The sequence below is a fragment of the Corallococcus sp. AB032C genome, assembly GCF_003668935.1.
GTDB classification, from domain to species: domain Bacteria; phylum Myxococcota; class Myxococcia; order Myxococcales; family Myxococcaceae; genus Corallococcus; species Corallococcus exiguus.
Map to the genome: position 1 here is coordinate 30,008 of NZ_RAWP01000054.1, position 18,081 is coordinate 48,088.

At 70.1% G+C, this 18,081-nt stretch carries 10 protein-coding genes; 7 read left to right on the top strand and 3 right to left on the bottom strand.

Annotated elements, in window-relative coordinates; translation table 11 throughout:
- The first annotated feature begins 114 nt into the window (after positions 1–114).
- Entirely contained in the window at positions 115–1,278 is a 1,164-nt protein-coding gene (chrA, locus tag D7X99_RS23270) for a chromate efflux transporter (protein WP_121779693.1), read from the top strand.
- A gap of 33 nt (positions 1,279–1,311) precedes the next feature.
- Here chrA and D7X99_RS23275 read toward each other — a convergent pair whose 3' ends face one another.
- Positions 1,312–2,151: a LysR family transcriptional regulator gene (locus D7X99_RS23275; RefSeq protein WP_121779694.1), complete on the bottom strand. Its 840-nt coding sequence runs from the start codon at positions 2,149–2,151 to the stop codon at positions 1,312–1,314.
- Positions 2,152–2,250: 99 nt separating this feature from the next.
- On the opposite strand from D7X99_RS23275, the gene D7X99_RS23280 reads away from it, so the two are divergent.
- A complete protein-coding gene (locus D7X99_RS23280; RefSeq protein WP_121779709.1) occupies positions 2,251–3,030 on the top strand; it encodes a DsbA family protein in 780 nt (259 codons plus the stop codon).
- A gap of 79 nt (positions 3,031–3,109) precedes the next feature.
- On the opposite strand, the gene D7X99_RS23285 is transcribed toward D7X99_RS23280, so the two are convergent.
- Both D7X99_RS23285 and D7X99_RS23290 read right to left on the bottom strand, forming a co-directional pair.
- On the bottom strand, positions 3,110–4,771 hold the full coding sequence (locus tag D7X99_RS23285; RefSeq protein ID WP_171805254.1) for an SMP-30/gluconolactonase/LRE family protein: 1,662 nt from the start codon (positions 4,769–4,771) through the stop codon (positions 3,110–3,112).
- Positions 4,768–6,582: an NAD(P)/FAD-dependent oxidoreductase gene (locus tag D7X99_RS23290; RefSeq protein WP_171805253.1), complete on the bottom strand. Its 1,815-nt coding sequence runs from the start codon at positions 6,580–6,582 to the stop codon at positions 4,768–4,770. The genes D7X99_RS23285 and D7X99_RS23290 overlap by 4 nt, the downstream gene beginning before the upstream one ends.
- Before the next feature lie 124 nt (positions 6,583–6,706).
- Here D7X99_RS23290 and D7X99_RS23295 point away from each other — a divergent pair, with 124 nt between their 5' ends.
- From D7X99_RS23295 to D7X99_RS23315, 5 genes are all read left to right on the top strand, one after another.
- Positions 6,707–7,264: a TetR family transcriptional regulator gene (locus D7X99_RS23295; RefSeq protein ID WP_211483887.1), complete on the top strand. Its 558-nt coding sequence runs from the start codon at positions 6,707–6,709 to the stop codon at positions 7,262–7,264.
- Positions 7,265–7,407: 143 nt separating this feature from the next.
- Positions 7,408–12,474, top strand: a complete 5,067-nt coding sequence (locus D7X99_RS23300) for a non-ribosomal peptide synthetase (protein ID WP_158627057.1) — start codon at positions 7,408–7,410, stop codon at positions 12,472–12,474.
- A complete protein-coding gene (locus D7X99_RS23305) occupies positions 12,471–15,446 on the top strand; it encodes a type I polyketide synthase (RefSeq protein ID WP_121779696.1) in 2,976 nt (991 codons plus the stop codon). The genes D7X99_RS23300 and D7X99_RS23305 overlap by 4 nt, the downstream gene beginning before the upstream one ends.
- Positions 15,443–16,198, top strand: coding sequence for a thioesterase II family protein (locus D7X99_RS23310; protein ID WP_121779697.1), 756 nt, complete (start codon positions 15,443–15,445; stop codon positions 16,196–16,198). Before D7X99_RS23305 ends, D7X99_RS23310 begins: the two co-directional genes overlap by 4 nt.
- Complete coding sequence (locus D7X99_RS23315) at positions 16,195–17,940, top strand: acyl-CoA dehydrogenase family protein (RefSeq protein WP_121779698.1); 1,746 nt, start codon at positions 16,195–16,197, stop codon at positions 17,938–17,940. The genes D7X99_RS23310 and D7X99_RS23315 overlap by 4 nt, the downstream gene beginning before the upstream one ends.
- Positions 17,941–18,081: the final 141 nt, after the last annotated feature.

Sequence of the window (18,081 nt, forward strand, 5' to 3'; positions counted from 1 at the left end):
CTAAGCCTCTGGGGTCCTGGGTGGGGTTCATTGAGGCCCGTTCCCTGCCCGGCGCCGTGGCACCATGGCCGCGCTTTCCGCCGGTTCTGGTTCACGACGAGGCTCCTTCGGCGCATGGACTCCCCTCATTCCGGCGACGTCACCCGGGGCTCGCTTGGCGAGGTCGCGCGGGTCTTCCTCCGGCTGGGTCTGACGGCCTTCGGGGGCCCTGCCGCGCACATCGCGATGATGGAAGACGAACTCGTTCGGCGGCGCCGGTGGCTGTCCCCTGAGGAGTTCCTCGACCTGCTTGGCGCCACCAACCTCATCCCGGGCCCGAACTCCACCGAGCTGGCCATCCACCTCGGCCACCGGCGTGCCGGCTGGCCCGGACTGCTCGTGGCCGGCACGTGCTTCATCGTCCCGGCGATGCTCCTGACGCTCGCGGCGGCGTGGGCCTACGTGCGTTTTGGCACCCTGCCGCAAGCCGGCGCCCTGCTGTACGGCGTGAAACCCGTCATCCTGGCCGTGGTGCTCCAGGCCCTGTGGGGCCTCGGTAAGACGGCCCTGACGACGCGCCCCCGGATCGCCGTGGCCGCCGGTTCAGCCGTGGCGAGTGCTCTTGGCGTCAACGAACTGCTCATCCTGGCCCTGGCCGGCGGTTCCCTGGCGGTCTGGAGCCATTTTCGATCCTCCTCGGCGCCCAGATCGACGCTCGCCCTGACGCCTTTCGCCCTCCACGGCGTCACAGTCATGGCTGCCACTGCCGCCGCGCCGTTCAGCCTCGGCGGCCTCTTCCTGTTCTTCCTCAAGGTCGGCAGCGTGCTGTTTGGCAGCGGCTACGTGCTGCTGGCCTTCCTCCGAGCGGACCTCGTCGAGCGCTGGGGCTGGCTCACCGAGGCCCAGCTCCTGGACGCGGTGGCCGTGGGCCAGCTCACACCGGGCCCTGTGTTCACCACGGCGACGTTCATCGGCTACCTGGTGGGCGGCACGCCCGGCGCGGGGCTCGCGACGCTGGGCATCTTCCTGCCCGCCTTCGTCTTCGTGGCGCTGAGCGGCCCCCTGGTGCCCCGGCTTCGCCGGTCTCGGACAGCGGGCGCGGTGCTCGACGGCGTCAACGCGGCCTCGTTGGCCCTCATGGCCGTGGTGACCTGGCAGCTGGGACGCGCGGCATTGGTGGATGGCTGGACGGTGGCCCTGGCCGTGTTCGGCGCGGTGTTGCTTCTTCGCTGGCGGGTCAACTCGGCCTGGCTGGTGTTGGGCGGTGCCGCCGCCGGGCTGCTGTTGGCTGGGTTGTGAAGCCTTTACACATTTCTATGGCAACGAGGGACCTCAGGCCTCCCACACGCCCGGGGCGCTCTGGAGGGCTTCGGAGAGTGACTCCCGCGCCCGCCGGAGGGCCGCGTCCGCGCGCCGGGTGGCGGCGGACAGCAGCCACACCGGTGGGCCGCCCGGGAGTTCCTTCTCCAGCACCAGGCGCGGGTCCCCCTCGGCGAGCAGCGCCGGGAGCACGCTCCGCCCCAGGCCCGCGACGCAGGCATCCCTGATGCCGAGCAGCGTGTCGCACTCCACGAGGGCTTCCGCGTCCTCAGGGACAGCCTTCCACCAGCGCATGGAGGATCGGGTGCGCAGGTTCCCTGATGGCAGGACCCAGGCCGCCGAGTCTTGCCTTGCGGCCCGCGCCCGGAACACTCCAAGCCGCAGCCGCCCCAGTTGCTGTCCCCGCAGCGCACCGCCCGGCGTGTGACTCGGCCGCAAGGCCAGGTCCGTCACCCCGGGCTCCAGCGCCAGTTCGCTCTCGGAGATGCGCACCTGGATCCGCTGCGTGAAGCCGCACGTGCGCAGCGCGCCGAACAGCAGTGACGCCAGCACTTCGTTCGTGGTGATGACGAGCCGGCCTGCGCGCGCCCGGCGCTGCTCCTCGATGAGTGCCCCCACGTCCAGGGCGTGGGGGTGCATGCGGCCCGCGCGCTCGGCAATGGCGAGGCCGAGCGGCGTCGGGCGCAGCGACGCCCCACGCAGGAAGAGCGGCACCCCGAGCGCGCGCTCGAGGGCGTCCACCCGCCGCGAGATGGTCGAGTGGCGCAGCGAGAGCTCGCGCGCCGCGCCCACGACGCTCCCCGTGCGCACCAGCGCCTCCACCGTCTGCAGGTCGTCCCAGGCGATGTGCATGAACGCACATGCTGTGCGCGTCCGCGCGAGTCGTCAACGCAGGGGGCTGGGGCTATCTCTCGGGGAGTGGCAATGCAGTGACGCCACCCGGAGATGACCATGAAGACCCCCAGAAACGAGAACGAGCCGCCCCCTGACGTGCAGGCGCTGTGTGACCCCGAGACTGGGACGTGCGCGCTCCCCGGCGCGGCGCAGAAGAGCGCCGGGCCGAGCACCGAGGGGCCCATGGGAGAGGTGCTCTACGTGGGGGACCCGATGTGCTCCTGGTGCTGGGGAGGCTCGCCCGGCCTGCTTCAACTGGAGGCGGAGGCAAACCATAGAGGCATCCCCTTCCGCATCCGGGTGGGCGGGCTCCGCGCGGGAGGCGGGGACCCCTGGAACGAGCGGTTCAAAGGCTTCCTGCGCCACCACTGGGAGGAGATTGCCGCGCGCACCGGGCAGCCGTTCTCCACCCGGTTTCTCGACAGGGCGGAGTTCAACTACGACACCGAGCCTGCGTGCCGTGCGTTCCTCGTCATGCGCGGGATGCTCGAGGAGATGCCGGGACCGGAGACGCGCGCGTACGAGGTGTTTGCCTCCATCCAGCGGAAGTTCTACGCCGACGGAGAGGACCCGACCGTGGCGTCCTTCTACGAGAGCATCTGCGCCGCGCACGGGCTCGACTTCAGGGTGTTCCTGAACCGGTTCGACCATGCGGACACGAAGCGGGCGACGGCGAACGAGTTCCAGGAGGTCAGGGCCCTGGGCGTGAGCGGGTTCCCCACCGTGCTCTTCCGTGGCGGCGCCGGCCTCGAAGTGCTCGCGAGCGGCTTCGCGACCGGACCGCGCATGGTCGAGGCGCTCGAACGGGCGACGAAGCGGGCAAGGGGCGAGGCGTGAAGCTCGGTCGCCCCGTACGCTGGTGCGCGGCGGCGCTCGTCTCCGGCGCCGCCGTCACCGCCGTGCGGTCCCTGTCCTCTCAGGGCACGGGGACGAAGCGGTACAGAGCGCTCTCGATGTCGGACGTCAGGTAGACGGTGCCCGAGCGCCCCACGGCGACGCCCGTGGGCAGGTAGCCCGGTGGAAACGGAGCGCTCTCGGGCAGTCCGATGCGCAGCCCGCTCGCGACCACCGTCGACCTGCCCGTGGCGGGATCGATGCGCACCAACTGCTTGCGGCCCACCTCGGCGACGAAGAGCCCACCGTCCGGATGCCGGGCGATGCCCTCGGGGCCCTTGAGGCCCCTGGCCACCGTGCGCCTGGCGCCATCCGACAGCCGCACCCGGGTCACCTTCCCCGAGCGCACCTCGGTGACGTACACGCCGGGCTCCTGGGCGTCCGTATCGGCCGCGAGCCCCACCGGGCCCTCCAGCCCCTCGGCGACCACCGTGGTGACCGCGGGCTCGGCCGTGTCCACTCGCACGAGCCGGCCCGTGGCGCCCTCCGCGAGGATGAGCGTGCCGTCGGCGAGCTCCACCACGCCCTGGACGCCGTGGGTGTTGGGCAGGGTCCGCAGGAGCTTTCCCGTGGCCCGCTCCAGCACCTGCACGCTGCTGAGGCCGCCCAGATAGGACGTGCTCCGCACCACGTGCCAGGCGCTCACGCTCACGTTCATGGGGAAGTTCGTCGGGGAGGAAAGCACCCGGTCCGTCTGGTGGATCTTCCCATCCAGGCCGCCCACCTGGCGCAGGGCATACACATCCGCCACGTAGACCCGCTCGTCCGGATCATCCGGCGCCACGGCGATGCCCGAGGGCACGCTCAAGCGCGCCTCGACCAGCACCCGCACCGAGCCATCCGCGGGGTTGACCACGCGGATGTCGTTGTCGACCATGTTGGACACGTACACCTGGTCGTCGGGACCCACGGCCAGGTTGTCGAGTCCGGTGGGCAGCGTCGTGACGACCTCCTTGTCGCCCGAGGGCAGCCGCACCCGCACCAGCTCGCCCCTCGCCGCGTCGACCACGTAGAGGTTCTCGCGCCGCGCGTCGAAGTCGACGGCCGTCGGCATCGCGAACCCCTGGGCCACGGGCTCGATGCCGCCCGTGTCCACGTCGATGCGGGCGATCTGCCCCTTGAGCAGGAGCGGTCCGTAGAGCTTGTCGTCCGGGCCGAACTCGAAGCCGTTGAGGAAGCCGGGCCCGTCGATGACCTTGCGTGGCGGCTTCCTGCCGTTCGGGTCCACTTCCCACAGCACATCCGCCGCGCCGAGCTGGGTGGCGTAGAGCCGGCCATCGCCGCGGAAGGCCAGCGAGTTGAGGCCCGGCAGCCCCCGGGCGATGACGCGCGTCTTACCCTCCGGCGTGCGCCGCATCAGCTGGCCGGTGAAGTAGCCGGTCCAGTAGACCGAGCCGTCGGGTCCCAGGGTGACGTCATCCGCGCCGCCCAGTGGAGGCCCCACCAGGGTGCTCACCGCGCCCGTCTTCAGGTCGACGGAGTGCACCGTCTGGCCCAACAGGTTGCTGGCCAGCAGGTGGCCCTTGCCGTCGACGACGAGCCCGTGGACGCCCTGGAAGGGAGAGCCGGCCACCACCACCTCCTGGCGCCAGGCCTTGGGCGGAGCGGCCAGCACCGGAGCCCCGGCCAACACCAGACTGACGGCCAGGGACTTGGAGAGGAATCGGAACAGGGGCGCGCTCATGACTGGACCTCCGCCCCGCCGCGCGTGAGCTCCAGGCCCACGAGCTCCTCGCCCTTGCGCCACTCGCGCAGCACGTCGATGAACGCGAGCGTGTCGCCGCCGAAGGTGGCGAGTTTCATCATCTCCGGGCCCGCCTGCATTCCCTCGTTGTTGTAGTAGCCCGGCGTGCACTCGGCCCCGCCAAAGGTGGCGCTCGTCTTGAGCCGGCCGAGGATGACGTCCCACCACTGCTGTTGCGCCTGCTCCGAGGGTTCGGACACCTCGACGCCCTGTTGCAGGCACCGCGCGATGATGAAGGCGGCGTGCTGTGATTGCTCGTCGAGGATGTGCACGAAGTTGATCGCCCAGCCGCTCTGGGTCGTGGTGAACAGCATCAGGTTGGGGTAGCCGCGGCTGTGCATGCCGTGCAGCGTGGCCGGGCCCTGGGCCCAGGCATCCCGCAGCGACCGCCCTCCCCTCCCGCGGATGTCGAAGCCCAGCTTCTGGGTGTACTCTCCCGCCACTTCGAAACCCGAGGCGTAGATGAGACAGTCGACCGGGTATTCCCTTCCGTTGACCACCACGCCGGTGGGCGTGATGCGCTCCACGCCCTTTCCCTCGGTGTCGACGAGCTGGACGTTGGGCCGGTTGAACGTCGGCAGGTATTCGTCGTGAAAGCAGGGCCGCTTGCACATCTGGTTGTAATAGGGCTTGAGCGCCTCGGCCGTCGCGGGATCCTTCACGAGGGCGCCCACGCGCGCGCGGATCTCCTCCATCTTGCGGAAGTCAGACAGCTGCGCGAGCTCGGCAGCCTCTTCCGGCGACCCGGCCCTCGTGAGGTCCAGTCCCTGGAAGATGTAGGTCCAGCCGTCGTTGACCATGTCGACGGGCTGCTGGCGGCCGGAGACGATCGCGGAGAAGTTGCGGATGCGCTCCTGCTGCCAGCCCGGCTGGAGCGACTTCGCCCAGGCCTCGTCCGTCGGCTGGTTGGCTCGCACGCCGACCCCCGAGGGGGTGCGCTGAAAGACATACAGCTGCCGGGCCGTGGCGCCCAGGTGCGGAATGGCCTGCACCGACGTCGCGCCCGTGCCGATGATGCCCACGCGCTTGTCGCCCAGCTTCGTCATGGGGCTCGTAGGGCTGCCACCCGTGTAGGCGTAGTCCCAGCGGCTCGTGTGGAAGCAGTGGCCCTGGAAGGTCTCGATGCCTGGGATGCCCGGCAGCTTCGCCTTGTGGAGGATGCCGCCCGCGATGATCACGAAGCGCGCCGCGATGAGGTCACCCCGGTCCGTCGTGATGTTCCAGCGACGGGTGCCCTCGTCCCAGTCCATCGTCCGCACCAGCGTCTGGAACAAGGCGGCCTTGTAGAGGTCGAAGTGCCGGCCGATGCGCTGACAGTGGGCGAAGATCTCCGGCGCCTTGGCGTACTTCTCCCGGGGCATGTAGCCCGTCTCCTCGAGCAGCGGCAGGTAGATGTACGACTCCACGTCGCAGGCCGCGCCCGGGTAGCGGTTCCAGTACCAGGTGCCGCCGAAGTCGCTCCCCTTCTCGACGATGCGGAAGGACTCCACCCCCGCCTGACGCAGGCGCGCACCCGCCAGCATGCCGCCAAAGCCACCGCCGACGATCAGCACATCCGTCCGCTCGGTCAGCGCCGGGCGGGTGAAGCCGGGCTCGACGTAGGGATCCTTGTCGAAGTCCTCGAAGACGCCCTGGAGGGGGCGATACTGGGCATTGCCATCAGCGCGCAGCCGCTTTTCCCGCTCCTGCCGGTATTTCTCCTTCAACGCTTCTGGAGAGAAAGACAGCTCGCCCTTCGTCGTCGCAGTCATCCGCGCACGTCCCTTCGGCTGAGCGGCCGCATATGATGTACACGGCCGTGTACATCTCCGGACATACCCGAATTCCTTGGATAGGTAAACAGCCGTGTACATCCCGCCTCCCTCCGATCCCAGGTTGTCGACGCGTCAACGCGACGCGGAGCGCACGCGTGCCGCGCTCATCGATGCCGCCCGGACGCTGTTCTCCACGCGTGGCTTCGCCAGCACGGGGGTGCGCGACATCGCGGACCTGGCGGGGGTGAACTCCTCGCTCGTGGGCCGCTACTTCGGTTCGAAGCAGGGGCTGTACCGGGCGACGTTGGAGCAGGTGCTCGACATCACTCCCCTGTTGCAGGTGGAGCGTCGGCGCTTCGGCGAGGAGGTGGTGTCGCTCTTCTTCGGCGCGGAGGACGCACCGGGGCCCCTGGCGATGTTGATCCTCTCGGCGACGGATCCCGAGGCCTACGCGACGACGGTCGAACTGCTGCGGGAGAAGGCGCTGGAGCCGCTGGCGCGCTGGCTTGGCCCACCGGATGGCGAGGGGCGCGCGGCCCGGCTCAACATCCTCTGGAGCGGCTTTCTCATCAGCTGCCGGCTGATGCCCGGCTATCACCTGTCCGCGTCGGGCAACACCTCCACCCGCCGCTGGCTGGAGCAGGCCATCCAGGCGGTCGTCGACGAAGGCGGGGCATGAAGCACGTCATGCGGCTCCCGGGCTCATGAAACAACCGCCGTGTCTCACGGTGTGTCACCGGGTCATGTAAAATCCTGAAAACGGCCCAAATCCGCTAAACGCTTGATTTTCTTCGGACGGGTGTGGCGCCGGTTGGAGGATTCTTGCTGCCCCCCGTCCACCAGCTCGTCGAGCGACGAGCGACCGAACTTTCCTCCCAGATCGCCGTTGCCTCCCGGATCCGCTCCCTCACTCATGCCGCGCTGAATGCGCAGGCGAACCGGCTGGCCCATGCGCTGAGCGCCCGTGGCGCCGGACCGGATGTCCTCGTCGGCGTCTGCCTTCCGCGCAGCGTGGAGCTGGTCGCGTCCGTCCTGGGCGTCCTCAAGGCCGGAGCGGCCTGGCTTCCCCTGGACCCGTCCGCCCCTCCCGAACGCCTGCGATACATGGCCGTTTCGGCGGGGGCCCGGATTGTCATCGGCTCGGGGCCGGTCGTGGAGCCGCTCGCGGCGGACGGCATCCAGGTCCTGGCTCTGGAGGCCCTGGAGCTTCAGTCGTTCCCGGACGCGAACCCGAGCGTCACCGTGCAGCCGGACCACCTTGCCTATGTGATCCACACCTCGGGCTCCACCGGACTGCCCAAGGGCGTGATGATCAGCCACCGGGCGCTGTCCGCGTTCACCGAGTACCACCTCGGCACGTTTGGGCTGTCGCCCGCGGATCGCATTGGCGTGGTGGCCTCGCCCGGCTTCGACGCCTTCGTCATGACGCTCCTTCCGTCGCTGGCCGCGGGCGCTCGACTGGAGCTGCCACCCGACGAGGAGACCCGACTGTCGCCCCAGAGGCTGCAGGACTGGCTCCTGGCTCGGGACATCACCTGCGTCTTCCTTCCCACGCCGCTGGCCGAACGCGTCCTCCCGCTGTCCTGGCCCGAGTCCTGCGCCCTGCGCCTGATCCTCACCGGCGGCGACCGGCTGCACCTGCACCCCAGGCCCGGGCTGCCATTCCAGCTCGTGAACGGCTACGGCCCCGCCGAGTGCACCATCTACAGCACGTCCGGTGTCGTCCCTCCTGGTGACGCATCGACCGGGGAACGGCTGCCTTCCATTGGCCGTCCCATCGGTGGCGTGGAGGTGCATGTCCTCGGTCCGGAGCTGCGGCCCGTGGCGGATGGCGAGACCGGGGAGTTGTTCATCGGCGGCCCCGGACTGGCTCGTGGTTACGTGGGCTCGCCGGACCTGACCGCGGACCGCTTCATTCCGGATCCGTTCTCCCGGTTCGGCGGCGAACGGCTGTATCGCACGGGGGACATGGGCCGCCGGTTGCCGGATGGCTCGCTGGAGTTCCATGGCCGTTCCGACCGGCAGGTGAAGGTCCGTGGCATCCGCATCGAGCCCGCGGAGATCACCGCCGCGCTGCTGACCCATCCGCACGTCGGAGCCGCGCACGTCATGGCGCGGAGCGAGGGCCAGGACGTCTTCTTCGTGGCGTGGTTCGCGCCCAAGGACGCTCGGGCTGTCCCCGGGACGGAGCAGCTCCGCGAGCACCTCTGCACCTGGCTCCCCGAGGCCATGCTGCCCCGGACCTTCGTCGTCGTGGACGCCCTACCCCTCGCCCCCACCGGCAAGGTCGACGCCCAGGCGCTCCCCACGCCCGAAGCCCACGCGACCCGAAGCAGCGCCTATGTCGCGCCTCGCACGGCGCTGGAGCGTGGACTCGTCCAGGTGTGGCAGGAGGAGCTGCGCCTGGAGCGGATCGGCATCGAGGACGACTTCTTCGAGCTGGGTGGCCACTCGTTGCTGGCCACGCGGATCACCGCGCGGGTCGCGGAGGTGCTGGGGCTCCCGCTGTCTCTGACGGAGCTCTTCGCGCACCGTCGTATCTCCCAGCTGGCGAACGTGCTGGAGCCGCGTCGCGCCGAGCCCTCGAAGGACGTGCTGCCTCCCGTGGTCCGCGCCGCCGACCCCGAACGGGCTCCTCTGTCCGTGCAACAGGAGCAGGTCTGGTTCCTCCAGAAGCTGTCTCCCGGCAGCATCTCCTACCAGGCGCAGACGACCGTCCGTGTGCTGGGTGGGCTGGACCTGCCGGTGCTCGAACGCGCGCTGACGGAGATCACCCGGCGACATGAACTGCTGCGGACGACCTACGAGGAAGTCGACGGTAGGCCGTGGCAGCGCGTCCTTCCCGTGACGCCGGTGCAGGTCCCGCTGATCGACCTGTCCGGGCTGCCCTCGGTCGAGCGGGAACACCGGCGTGAGGAGGCCCTCCGCCAGGAGCTACGGCGGCCCCTGTCGCTCTTCGAACCGCCGCTCGTGCGCTGGACCGTGGTCCGTCTGGATCCCGATGATCACGAGCTGGTCCTCGTGGAACACCACGTCGTCCACGACGGCGTGTCCTTCTCCGTGCTGATGCGGGAGTTGGACGCGCTCTACAACGCGTATCTGCGCGGTGAATCCTCGCCGCTCCCGGAGCTTCCGGTGCAGTACCGCGACTTCGCGGCATGGCAGCGCGAGGCGCTCGATGGTCCGGCCATGAAGGCCCAGCTCGACTTCTGGCGGACGCGGCTGGCCGGTGCGCCGGAGGTGCTGCCGCTGCGCACCGATCACCCGCGCCCCCGCGTGCAGACCTTCAATGGCGATCTGCTCCGGTTGGAGTTGCCGCCCGCCCTGCCCGGCGCTTTGCGCACGTTCTGCCAGCAGGAGGGCGTGACCCTGTTCAACGCCCTCTTCGCCGCCTTCGCCACGCTGCTGCATCGCTACACCGGCGAGCAGGACCTGTGCATCGGTTCGGCATTCGCGGCCCGGGCGGGTGTCCGGAACATCGAGAACGTCATCGGGATGTTCGTCAACGCCGTGGTCCTCCGGTGTGACGTCTCCGGCGCGCCATCATTCCGCGAGCTGGTCCGTCAGGTGCGCGACCTCACCGTGGCGGCGGCCGAGCATCAGACGTATCCGTTCCTCAAGCTGATCGAAGGCCTGGGCGTGAAGCGCGATCCCAGCCGCAATCCGCTCGTGCAGGCCATGTTCAGCTTCCATGACTCGGCCGTGCGGAGCCCCCGGCTGGGCGATGCCTCGTGCACCATCTTCGAGCGGGGCAATGGGTCGTCGAAGGTCGACCTGGACGTCGTCGCCATTCCGCACGCGGGCCGGCACCTGGGCGACCGCGAGCGCGGTGACGCGCGCATCTCGCTCATCTGGGAGTACAACCGGGACCTGTTCGACCGCTCGACCATGGAGCGGATGGCCGCGCACTTCCTCCGGTTGCTCGAGGCCGCGGTGGCCAGTCCCGGCATGCCGGTGTCGCGACTGCCGATGCTTGCGGACGCGGAGCGACAGGGCCTCCTCGCGAATGGCTCCACCAAGCACGTCAGCGCGGATCCGCCCGTGCATCAGCAGGTCCTGGCTCAGGCCCTGCGGACCCCTGACGCCGTGGCCGTGCGCGACGAGACAGGCGCCCTCACCTACGTGGAGTTGGTCCGGCGAGCGACGCTGCTCGCCGAGCATCTTCACGCGCACGGCGTGGGCGTGGAGTCGGTTGTCGGCGTCTTCGCGCCTCGTGGCCCGGAGCTCGTGACGGCCGAGCTGGGCGTGATGCTGTCCGGAGCCGCCTTCCTGCCCCTGGATCCAGAGCATCCGGCCGAACGGATCGCGCTCATCCTGGGTGACGCTGGCGTGCGTCAGGTGATCACCACCGGGCCGCTCGCGGAACGACTCCCTGCCACGGTGAAGCGCGTGCGCATCGAGTCCTTCCATGGTCCCGGCACGCCCCAGGGAGGTCTGCCCACGGAGGTGCGGCCCGGACAGCGGGCCTACGTCATGTACACGTCTGGGTCCACGGGCGTCCCCAAGGGCGTGGTGGTGGAGCACGGCGCACTGGCCCACCTCGTCGGGTGGCATCGGCGCGCATTCGGATTGGAGCCGCGCAGCCGCACCACGCTGCTCTACTCGCCCGCGTTTGATCCATCTGTCGCGGAGCTCTGGCCTGCCCTCACCGCGGGCGCGACGTTGCATGTCCCCGGACAGGACGTGCGCCTGTCCCCGGAACGGCTCCAGGCCTGGCTCCTCTCCGAGCGCATCACCTTCACGGACCTGCCCACCGCGCTCGCGGAACGTCTGCTGGCTCTGCCATGGCCGGCGTCATGTGAACTGCGCACGGTGCTCGCGGGCGGTGACCGGCTCCACGCGCGTCCCGTGCCCGGACTGCCGTGGCGGCTGTTCAATCAGTACGGCCCCACCGAGACCACCGTCACAGCCACCTCCGGCGAAGTGCTGCCCTCGGGGCCCGTCGAGACACGCCCCGCCATCGGCCAGCCCATCGACGGGACCACGGCCTACGTCCTGGACGCGGAGCTGCAACCTGTTCCCACGGGCGTCGCGGGAGAGCTGTACGTCGGCGGTGCGGGCGTAGCGCGCGGCTATCTGAACCGCCCGGCCCTCACCGCGGCGAGCTTCGTCCCCGACCCATACGCGGCACAGCCAGGCGCGCGCATGTACCGCACGGGCGACCGCGTCCTGTGCCGTCCGGACGGGATGCTCGAGTTCCTGGGCCGCATGGACGCGCAGCTCAAGATCCGAGGCTTCCGCGTGGAGCCCGCGGAGGTCGCTGTCCGCCTGCGCACGCATCCCGGACTCGCGGAGGCGCACGTCCGCGCGTGGAGCCCTCCCGGCGGAGCACCCCAACTGGTCGGCTACCTGGTGCCCCTCGCGGGTCAGCCCCTGCCCACACCGGCGCGGCTGCGTGAGCACCTGGCGCGCGAGCTGCCTGCGTACATGATTCCCTCCGCGTACGTGGAGCTGGAGGCGCTGCCACTCACTCAGGGTGGCAAGGTGGATGAACGGGCGCTGCCCGAACCCACGCCTGGAACCCAGGCGCCTCGGGTCCCGCTCGCGAACGAGCACGAGCGGCGGATCGCCACCATCTGGTGCGAGACGCTGCGCTTGGAGCACGTGGGCGCGGAGGACAACTTCTTCGACCTCGGTGGCCATTCGTTGCTGCTGGCCCAGGTGCAGTACCTCCTGAAGCACCGCATGGGCCATGACGTCCCCATGGTGACGCTGTTCGAGTTCCCCACGGTTCGTGCGCTCGCCGGGCACCTCCAGGGCCGCGACGATGGCGGCGAGGCCGCGGCCGCGCAGGCACAGCGCCAGGAGCAACGGCTCAGTGGACGTGCGCGCCTGCTGGGGCGTCAGGGGCGGCTGTCGTCGGACCGCTCGCGGGAGGAAGTAGAATGAGCGCGTCGCTCGACGTGCTGGAGGAGGAGGACCGTTCGGCGCACCTCGCGGTGGTGGGCCTGGCATGCCGGCTTCCGGGTGCGGCCAACGCGGCGGAGTTCTGGTCCAACCTGGCTGGCGGTGTCGAATCCATCACCTTCTTCGGTCCGGACGGCCAACCCTGTGCCGAACCTCCCACCGAGCGCACCGTGGGCGAGGCGGTGCCCGCGTTCGGGCTGGTCACGGATGCGGACCGGTTCGACGCGCAGTCCTTCGGCATGTCGCCGCAGGAAGCGCTGATGCTGGATCCGCAGCACCGGGTGTTCCTGGAGTGCGCGCGGGAGGCGCTGGAGGACGCCGGGTATGATCCGGCTCGGTACCGGGGCGCCATTGGCATCTACGCGGGTGGCAGTGAGACGGACTACTTGTCCGCGCTTCGGGCCCGCAGGGACCTGCTCGCGGGTGCCAGTGACTGGCAGCTCCGGCTGGCCACGGGCGTGGACTTCCTCACCAGCCGCGTGGCCTACAAGCTGGGTCTTCGCGGGCCCGCCGTCACGGTGCAGACCGCGTGCTCCACGTCCCTGGTCGCGATCCATCTGGCCGCGCAGGCGTTGCTCGCGGGGGACTGTGACATCGCGCTGGCGGGGGGCGCGTCGGTGCATGTGCCGCCCCGGTTCGGTCACTACAGCGAGGGCGGGCCGCTGTCCCCGGACGGCCGCTGCCGCGCGTTCGATGCTCGGGCACAGGGCACGGTGGGCAGCAACGGTGCGGGGATCGTGGTGCTCAAGCGGCTCGCAGATGCGCTGGAGGATGGGGACACCATCCGCGCCGTCCTCCGAGGCACCGCCGTCAACAACGACGCCGCCGGGAAGATCGGCTTCACCGCGCCGAGCGTGGAGGGCCAGTCCCGCGTCATCGAGACCGCCCTGCATGCCGCGGGCGTGGACCCCGCGAGCATCAGCTACCTGGAAGCGCATGGCACCGGCACCCGGCTGGGTGATCCCATCGAGGTCGCCGCGCTGACGAAGGCCTTCGGTGCACTTGAGCCCCGGTCCTGCTGGCTGGGTTCAGTGAAGACGAACATCGGCCACACGGACGCGGCGGCGGGCGTGGCGGGCTTCATCAAGACGGTGCTCGCGCTGGAGCACCGGAAAGTGCCACCGAGTCTGAACTTCGAACGGCCCAACCCGGAGATCGACTTCGAGCACGGCCCCTTCCGCGTGAACACGGAGCTGCGGGACTGGGACACCCACGGTCATCCGCGTAGGGCTGGCGTCAGCTCGCTGGGCATTGGCGGCACCAACGCGCACGCCGTGCTGGAAGAGGCACCCACCCTGCCCGGCTCCGAGCGTTCGCGCGCACCGCGGTTGATGGTGCTGTCGGCCCACGGTCCCGCCTCGCTGACCCGCGCGGTGGAGCGGCTCGAAGGCCACCTGCGCGCGCATCCAGAGGTGGAGCTGGGTGACGTCGCCTGGACGCTCCAGATGGGGCGTGCCGCGCACAAGCACCGAGCGTTCGCGGTGGGCCAGGACACCCCGGACGTCCTTCGCGCCCTGTCGGAACAGGATGGCTCCGCACGACACGAGGCCTGCGAGCGCCAGGTGGTGTTCATGTTCCCTGGCCACGGTGGGCAGCACGTGGGCATGGGCCGGGAGCTGTACGGTTCGCAGCCGGCGTTCCGTGAGGCCGTGGACGCGTGCCGTGCGCACCTGACGCCGCTCCTCGGGTTCGATTTGGGGACGGTGCTCCATCCGGATCCCACGGATGCCGCCGCGCTGGAGCAGGCCTCCGCCCGGATGGGCGAGTTCGTCACCGGTCAGCTCTCCGTGTTCGTCATCGAGTACGCGGTGGCGCGGCTGTGGAAGCGCTGGGGCGTGCAGCCCTCCGCGGTCGTGGGCCACAGCCTGGGGGCCTATGCCGCGGCCACGGTGGCCGGGGTGTTCCGTCTGGAGGACGCGCTGCGGTTGGTCCTGGAGCGCTCGCGCATCCTCGCGAGTCTGCCCGCGGGCGCCATGCTGGCGGTGCCGTTGCCCGAGCCGGAGCTGGCGCCCCTGCTTCACGGAGGACTCGCGCTGGCGGCCGTGAACGGGCCGGCGCAGTGCGCGGTGTCGGGGCCGGTGGCGGAGATCGAAACGTTCCAGGCGCGACTGATGGAGCGCGGAGTGGAGTCGAAGTTGCTGCGCATTCCGGGCGCGGGACATTCGCCGCTCGTCGAGCCATCACTGACCGCGTTCACCGCCTGCGTTCAGCGCGTCGAACGGCGTCCTCCACAGCTCACGTGGATCTCCGATCGCACGGGTGTGGCGGTCACGGCGGAAGAGGCCGTGGACCCGGCGTACTGGGCTGCGCACCTGCGTCACACCGTGCGCTTTGGCGATGCGCTGAACACATTGTTCGCCGGTCCGCCCGCCGTGTTCCTGGAGGTCGGGCCCGGACGGACCCTGGCGACGCTCGCGCGCCAGAACCCCGCGGCAGGGCCACACCTCACGGCGGCCACCCTGCCCCATCCCGCGGACAACACGTCCGATGCAGTCAGCGCGCTCACAGCCGCGGGGCGCCTGTGGTGCGCGGGCGTCGCGATCTCCTGGCAGGGACTTCATGGAGGCGTCGCCCGTCGCCGGGTGCCGCTGCCAACGTATCCGTTCGAACGTCAGCGCTACCTCGTCGAAGCCCCTGCTGCAGCCGCGACCGTGGCGCTCCCGGCCACGTCGGTGTCACCGCTACCCGAACCTGAACTCATGATGGAGGTGCCGGAGCTGCCCGAGGACGAAGTCGTGCGCCGGGTCGCCGCCGCATTCGCGGAGGTCCTGGGGCTGGCCCGGGTCGGGCTCCACGACAACTTCTTCGCGCTGGGGGGCGACTCGTTGATGGCGGCGCAAGTCATCGCGCGGTTGCGTCCGCATGTCGCCACGCCCCTCAAGGTGAAGGCCCTCTTCCGCGCGCCCACCGTGGCCCGCCTGACCCGCTTCATCGCGGAGTCCTCCCCGGCATGACCTCGACTTCTCCCTGGCTCGCGTGCCGCATCCGGCGCCCGGAAGCCTCCGTGCGCCTCTACTGCTTCCCGCACAGCGGCGGCTCCATTGGCGAATACGTCCGCTGGGCGGACCTGCTCCCGGACAGCGAGGTCTGGGGCGTGCAGCTTCCGGGGCGCGGGGCTCGGGCGGAAGAAGCGCCGTTCACGCGGCTGGACGAACTGGTGGACGCGCTGGTGCACGCGGTGGACTTCGGATCCTCCTTCGCGTTCTTCGGTCACAGCTTGGGGGCGTTCGTGGCCTTCGAGACGGCCCGCCGACTGCGCGACCTGGGCCGCGTGCCTCCCGATGCGCTGTTCCTCTCCGCGGCTCCAGCCCCACAGCTCCCACCGCGAGGCATCCCCGCGAGCCACCTGGACGAGGCCGGGCTCCTCACCGCCCTGGAGCCCACCTACGGCGAGCTGATCCACGAACTGCGCGAGGACGAAGAGCTGCGTGAGCTCATCCTCCCCGGCCTGCGCGCGGATCTGCAGCTCGTGGAGTCCCACCGGCACGAGGACCGCGCCCCCCTCTCCTGCGCGATGACCGTCACGGGCGGCACCCAGGACGACCTGAACCGCGCCGAGCTGGAGCCGTGGAGCGTCCACACCTCCGGGCCCTTCGCGCTCCACCTGCTGCCCGGTGGCCACTTCTACCTTCGGGATCCCGAACCGAAGTCCACCCTCCTGCGCCTCATCGCGGAAACCCTCACCAGAAGGACGCCGACCCCATGAGCCACGAGCCACTGCACCCCGCCACCCGCAGCCGCGAGGGCTTCCTGGGCCAGCTCTTCGCGGGGAAGCTCCGCTGGGACCTCGTCCGCGCGTTCCCCGAACAGGACGCGGAGGAACGCCGTCAAGGCGACGCCGTCATCGCGGAGGTCGAACAGTTCCTCCAGTCGCACGTGGACCCGGACGAGATTGAACGCACGGGCCGCATTCCGCCGGAGCTGCGCGAAGCCCTGCGTTCACGCGGCTACTACAAGCTCCAGGTGGAGCGGGCGCTGGGAGGCCGGGGCCTCTCCATGCTGAACACCTTCCGCGTCATCGAGGCCGTGATGAGCGTGTGCCTGCCGGTGGGCTACACGCTGGCCATCCACAGTGGCCTGGGCGCGGGAGCCATCATCGAAGCCGTGCAGGACGGTCCGCTCAAGGACTACGTCCGAGGCCGCGTCGCAGACGGAGTCATCTCCGGCTGGGCGGACACAGAGCCCATCGGAGCCTCCGTGCGGCGCGCGTCCACCACCGCCGTGCCCTCGGAGGATGGAACGGCGTATGTCCTCAACGGGGAGAAGGTCTTCATCGGCAACGGCTCCATCGCGGATCTGCTGAACGTCACCGCCACGCTCCAGGAAGACGGCCGCGAGCAGATCAGCCTCTTCGTCGTGGAGACCTCCAGCCCTGGCTTCCACGTCCGCGCCGAGCACGGCCTGATGGGCCTGCGAGGACTTCCCATCGCCTCGCTGAGCTTCGACAACGTGCGAGTGCCGAAGGAGCGGATGCTCGCGATGTCGCAGGAGCACTGGCGGAACACGCCGTTGCTGGAGCCGCTCAGCGCCCTGGGGCGCATGTACATCATCGTGGCCGCGTCGATGGCGCTCTCCAAGAAGTGCCTCCAGTGGTCGCGCGAGTTCCTCCACCGGCGGCTCGCGCAGGGGCGAAGGCTCGGTGACTTCGACGAGATCCAGCGCCAGGTGTCCGCCACGGCGGCGGAGGTCTTCGCCATGGAGAGCGTGGCCCGCTGGAGCCTCACGGGCGTGACGGCGGACACACTGCCCCTGCGCTGGTTCGAACAGGTGGCGGCCAAGAACATCGCGTCCCTGACGTGCGCGCGCATCGCGGACCGGACAATGTCGCTGCTCGCCGCCGAGGGCTACGAGACGTCGGAAAGCAAGGCCGCCCGGGGCGCCGCACCGGCCCCGCTGGAGCGCACGCTGCGCGATGCCCGAGCCTTTCGGGTTGCGGGAGGCGTGGACTTCCTGGTGGACCACAAGGCCGCGAGGGAAGGCCTCTTCTCCCTCTACTACCCGACGGCCGCGCACGCAGTGGAGCTGGAGTCGCCGCCTGCTCCCCTCCCCGTGGAAGAGCATCTGTCCCCCCGCAACCGCGACCATCTCCAGCACACAGCTCGGGAGGTGCACCGGCTCGCGAAGCGAAGCCTGGACCTGTCGCACCGCTACCCGGATGCGGGAGCCCTGCACGCGAGGCAGCGGACGCTCATCCTGATGAACCAGCTCTGCAACGAGCTGTTCACGATGTCCGTGACGCTGGCCCATGCGTCGGCCCTGGCTTCACGCGGACAGCCTCAAGCCGACGCGCTGGCGGACATCTACTGCACCGCCGCGCGCTACCGCCTGGAGGACCTCTGGCGCCAGGCCGATGCCGAAGCGGAGCCGGACTTCGCGGGCGTGAGCGAACGCTGGCTGACGGGCGACACACTCGATTTCCTGCTGAGTGACGTCCTCATCCGGAAGTGATCCCCATGGCGCGCTGCGCAAACAGCCGCCGTGTCGTCCTCTTGGAGGACAAGCCCCTTTGACCCCACACGGACCGAACCGCCCGCCCGGAGCGCCGTGCGCCAAAACCTGTCCGACAGTCGGACAAGTTCGCGGTGCCCG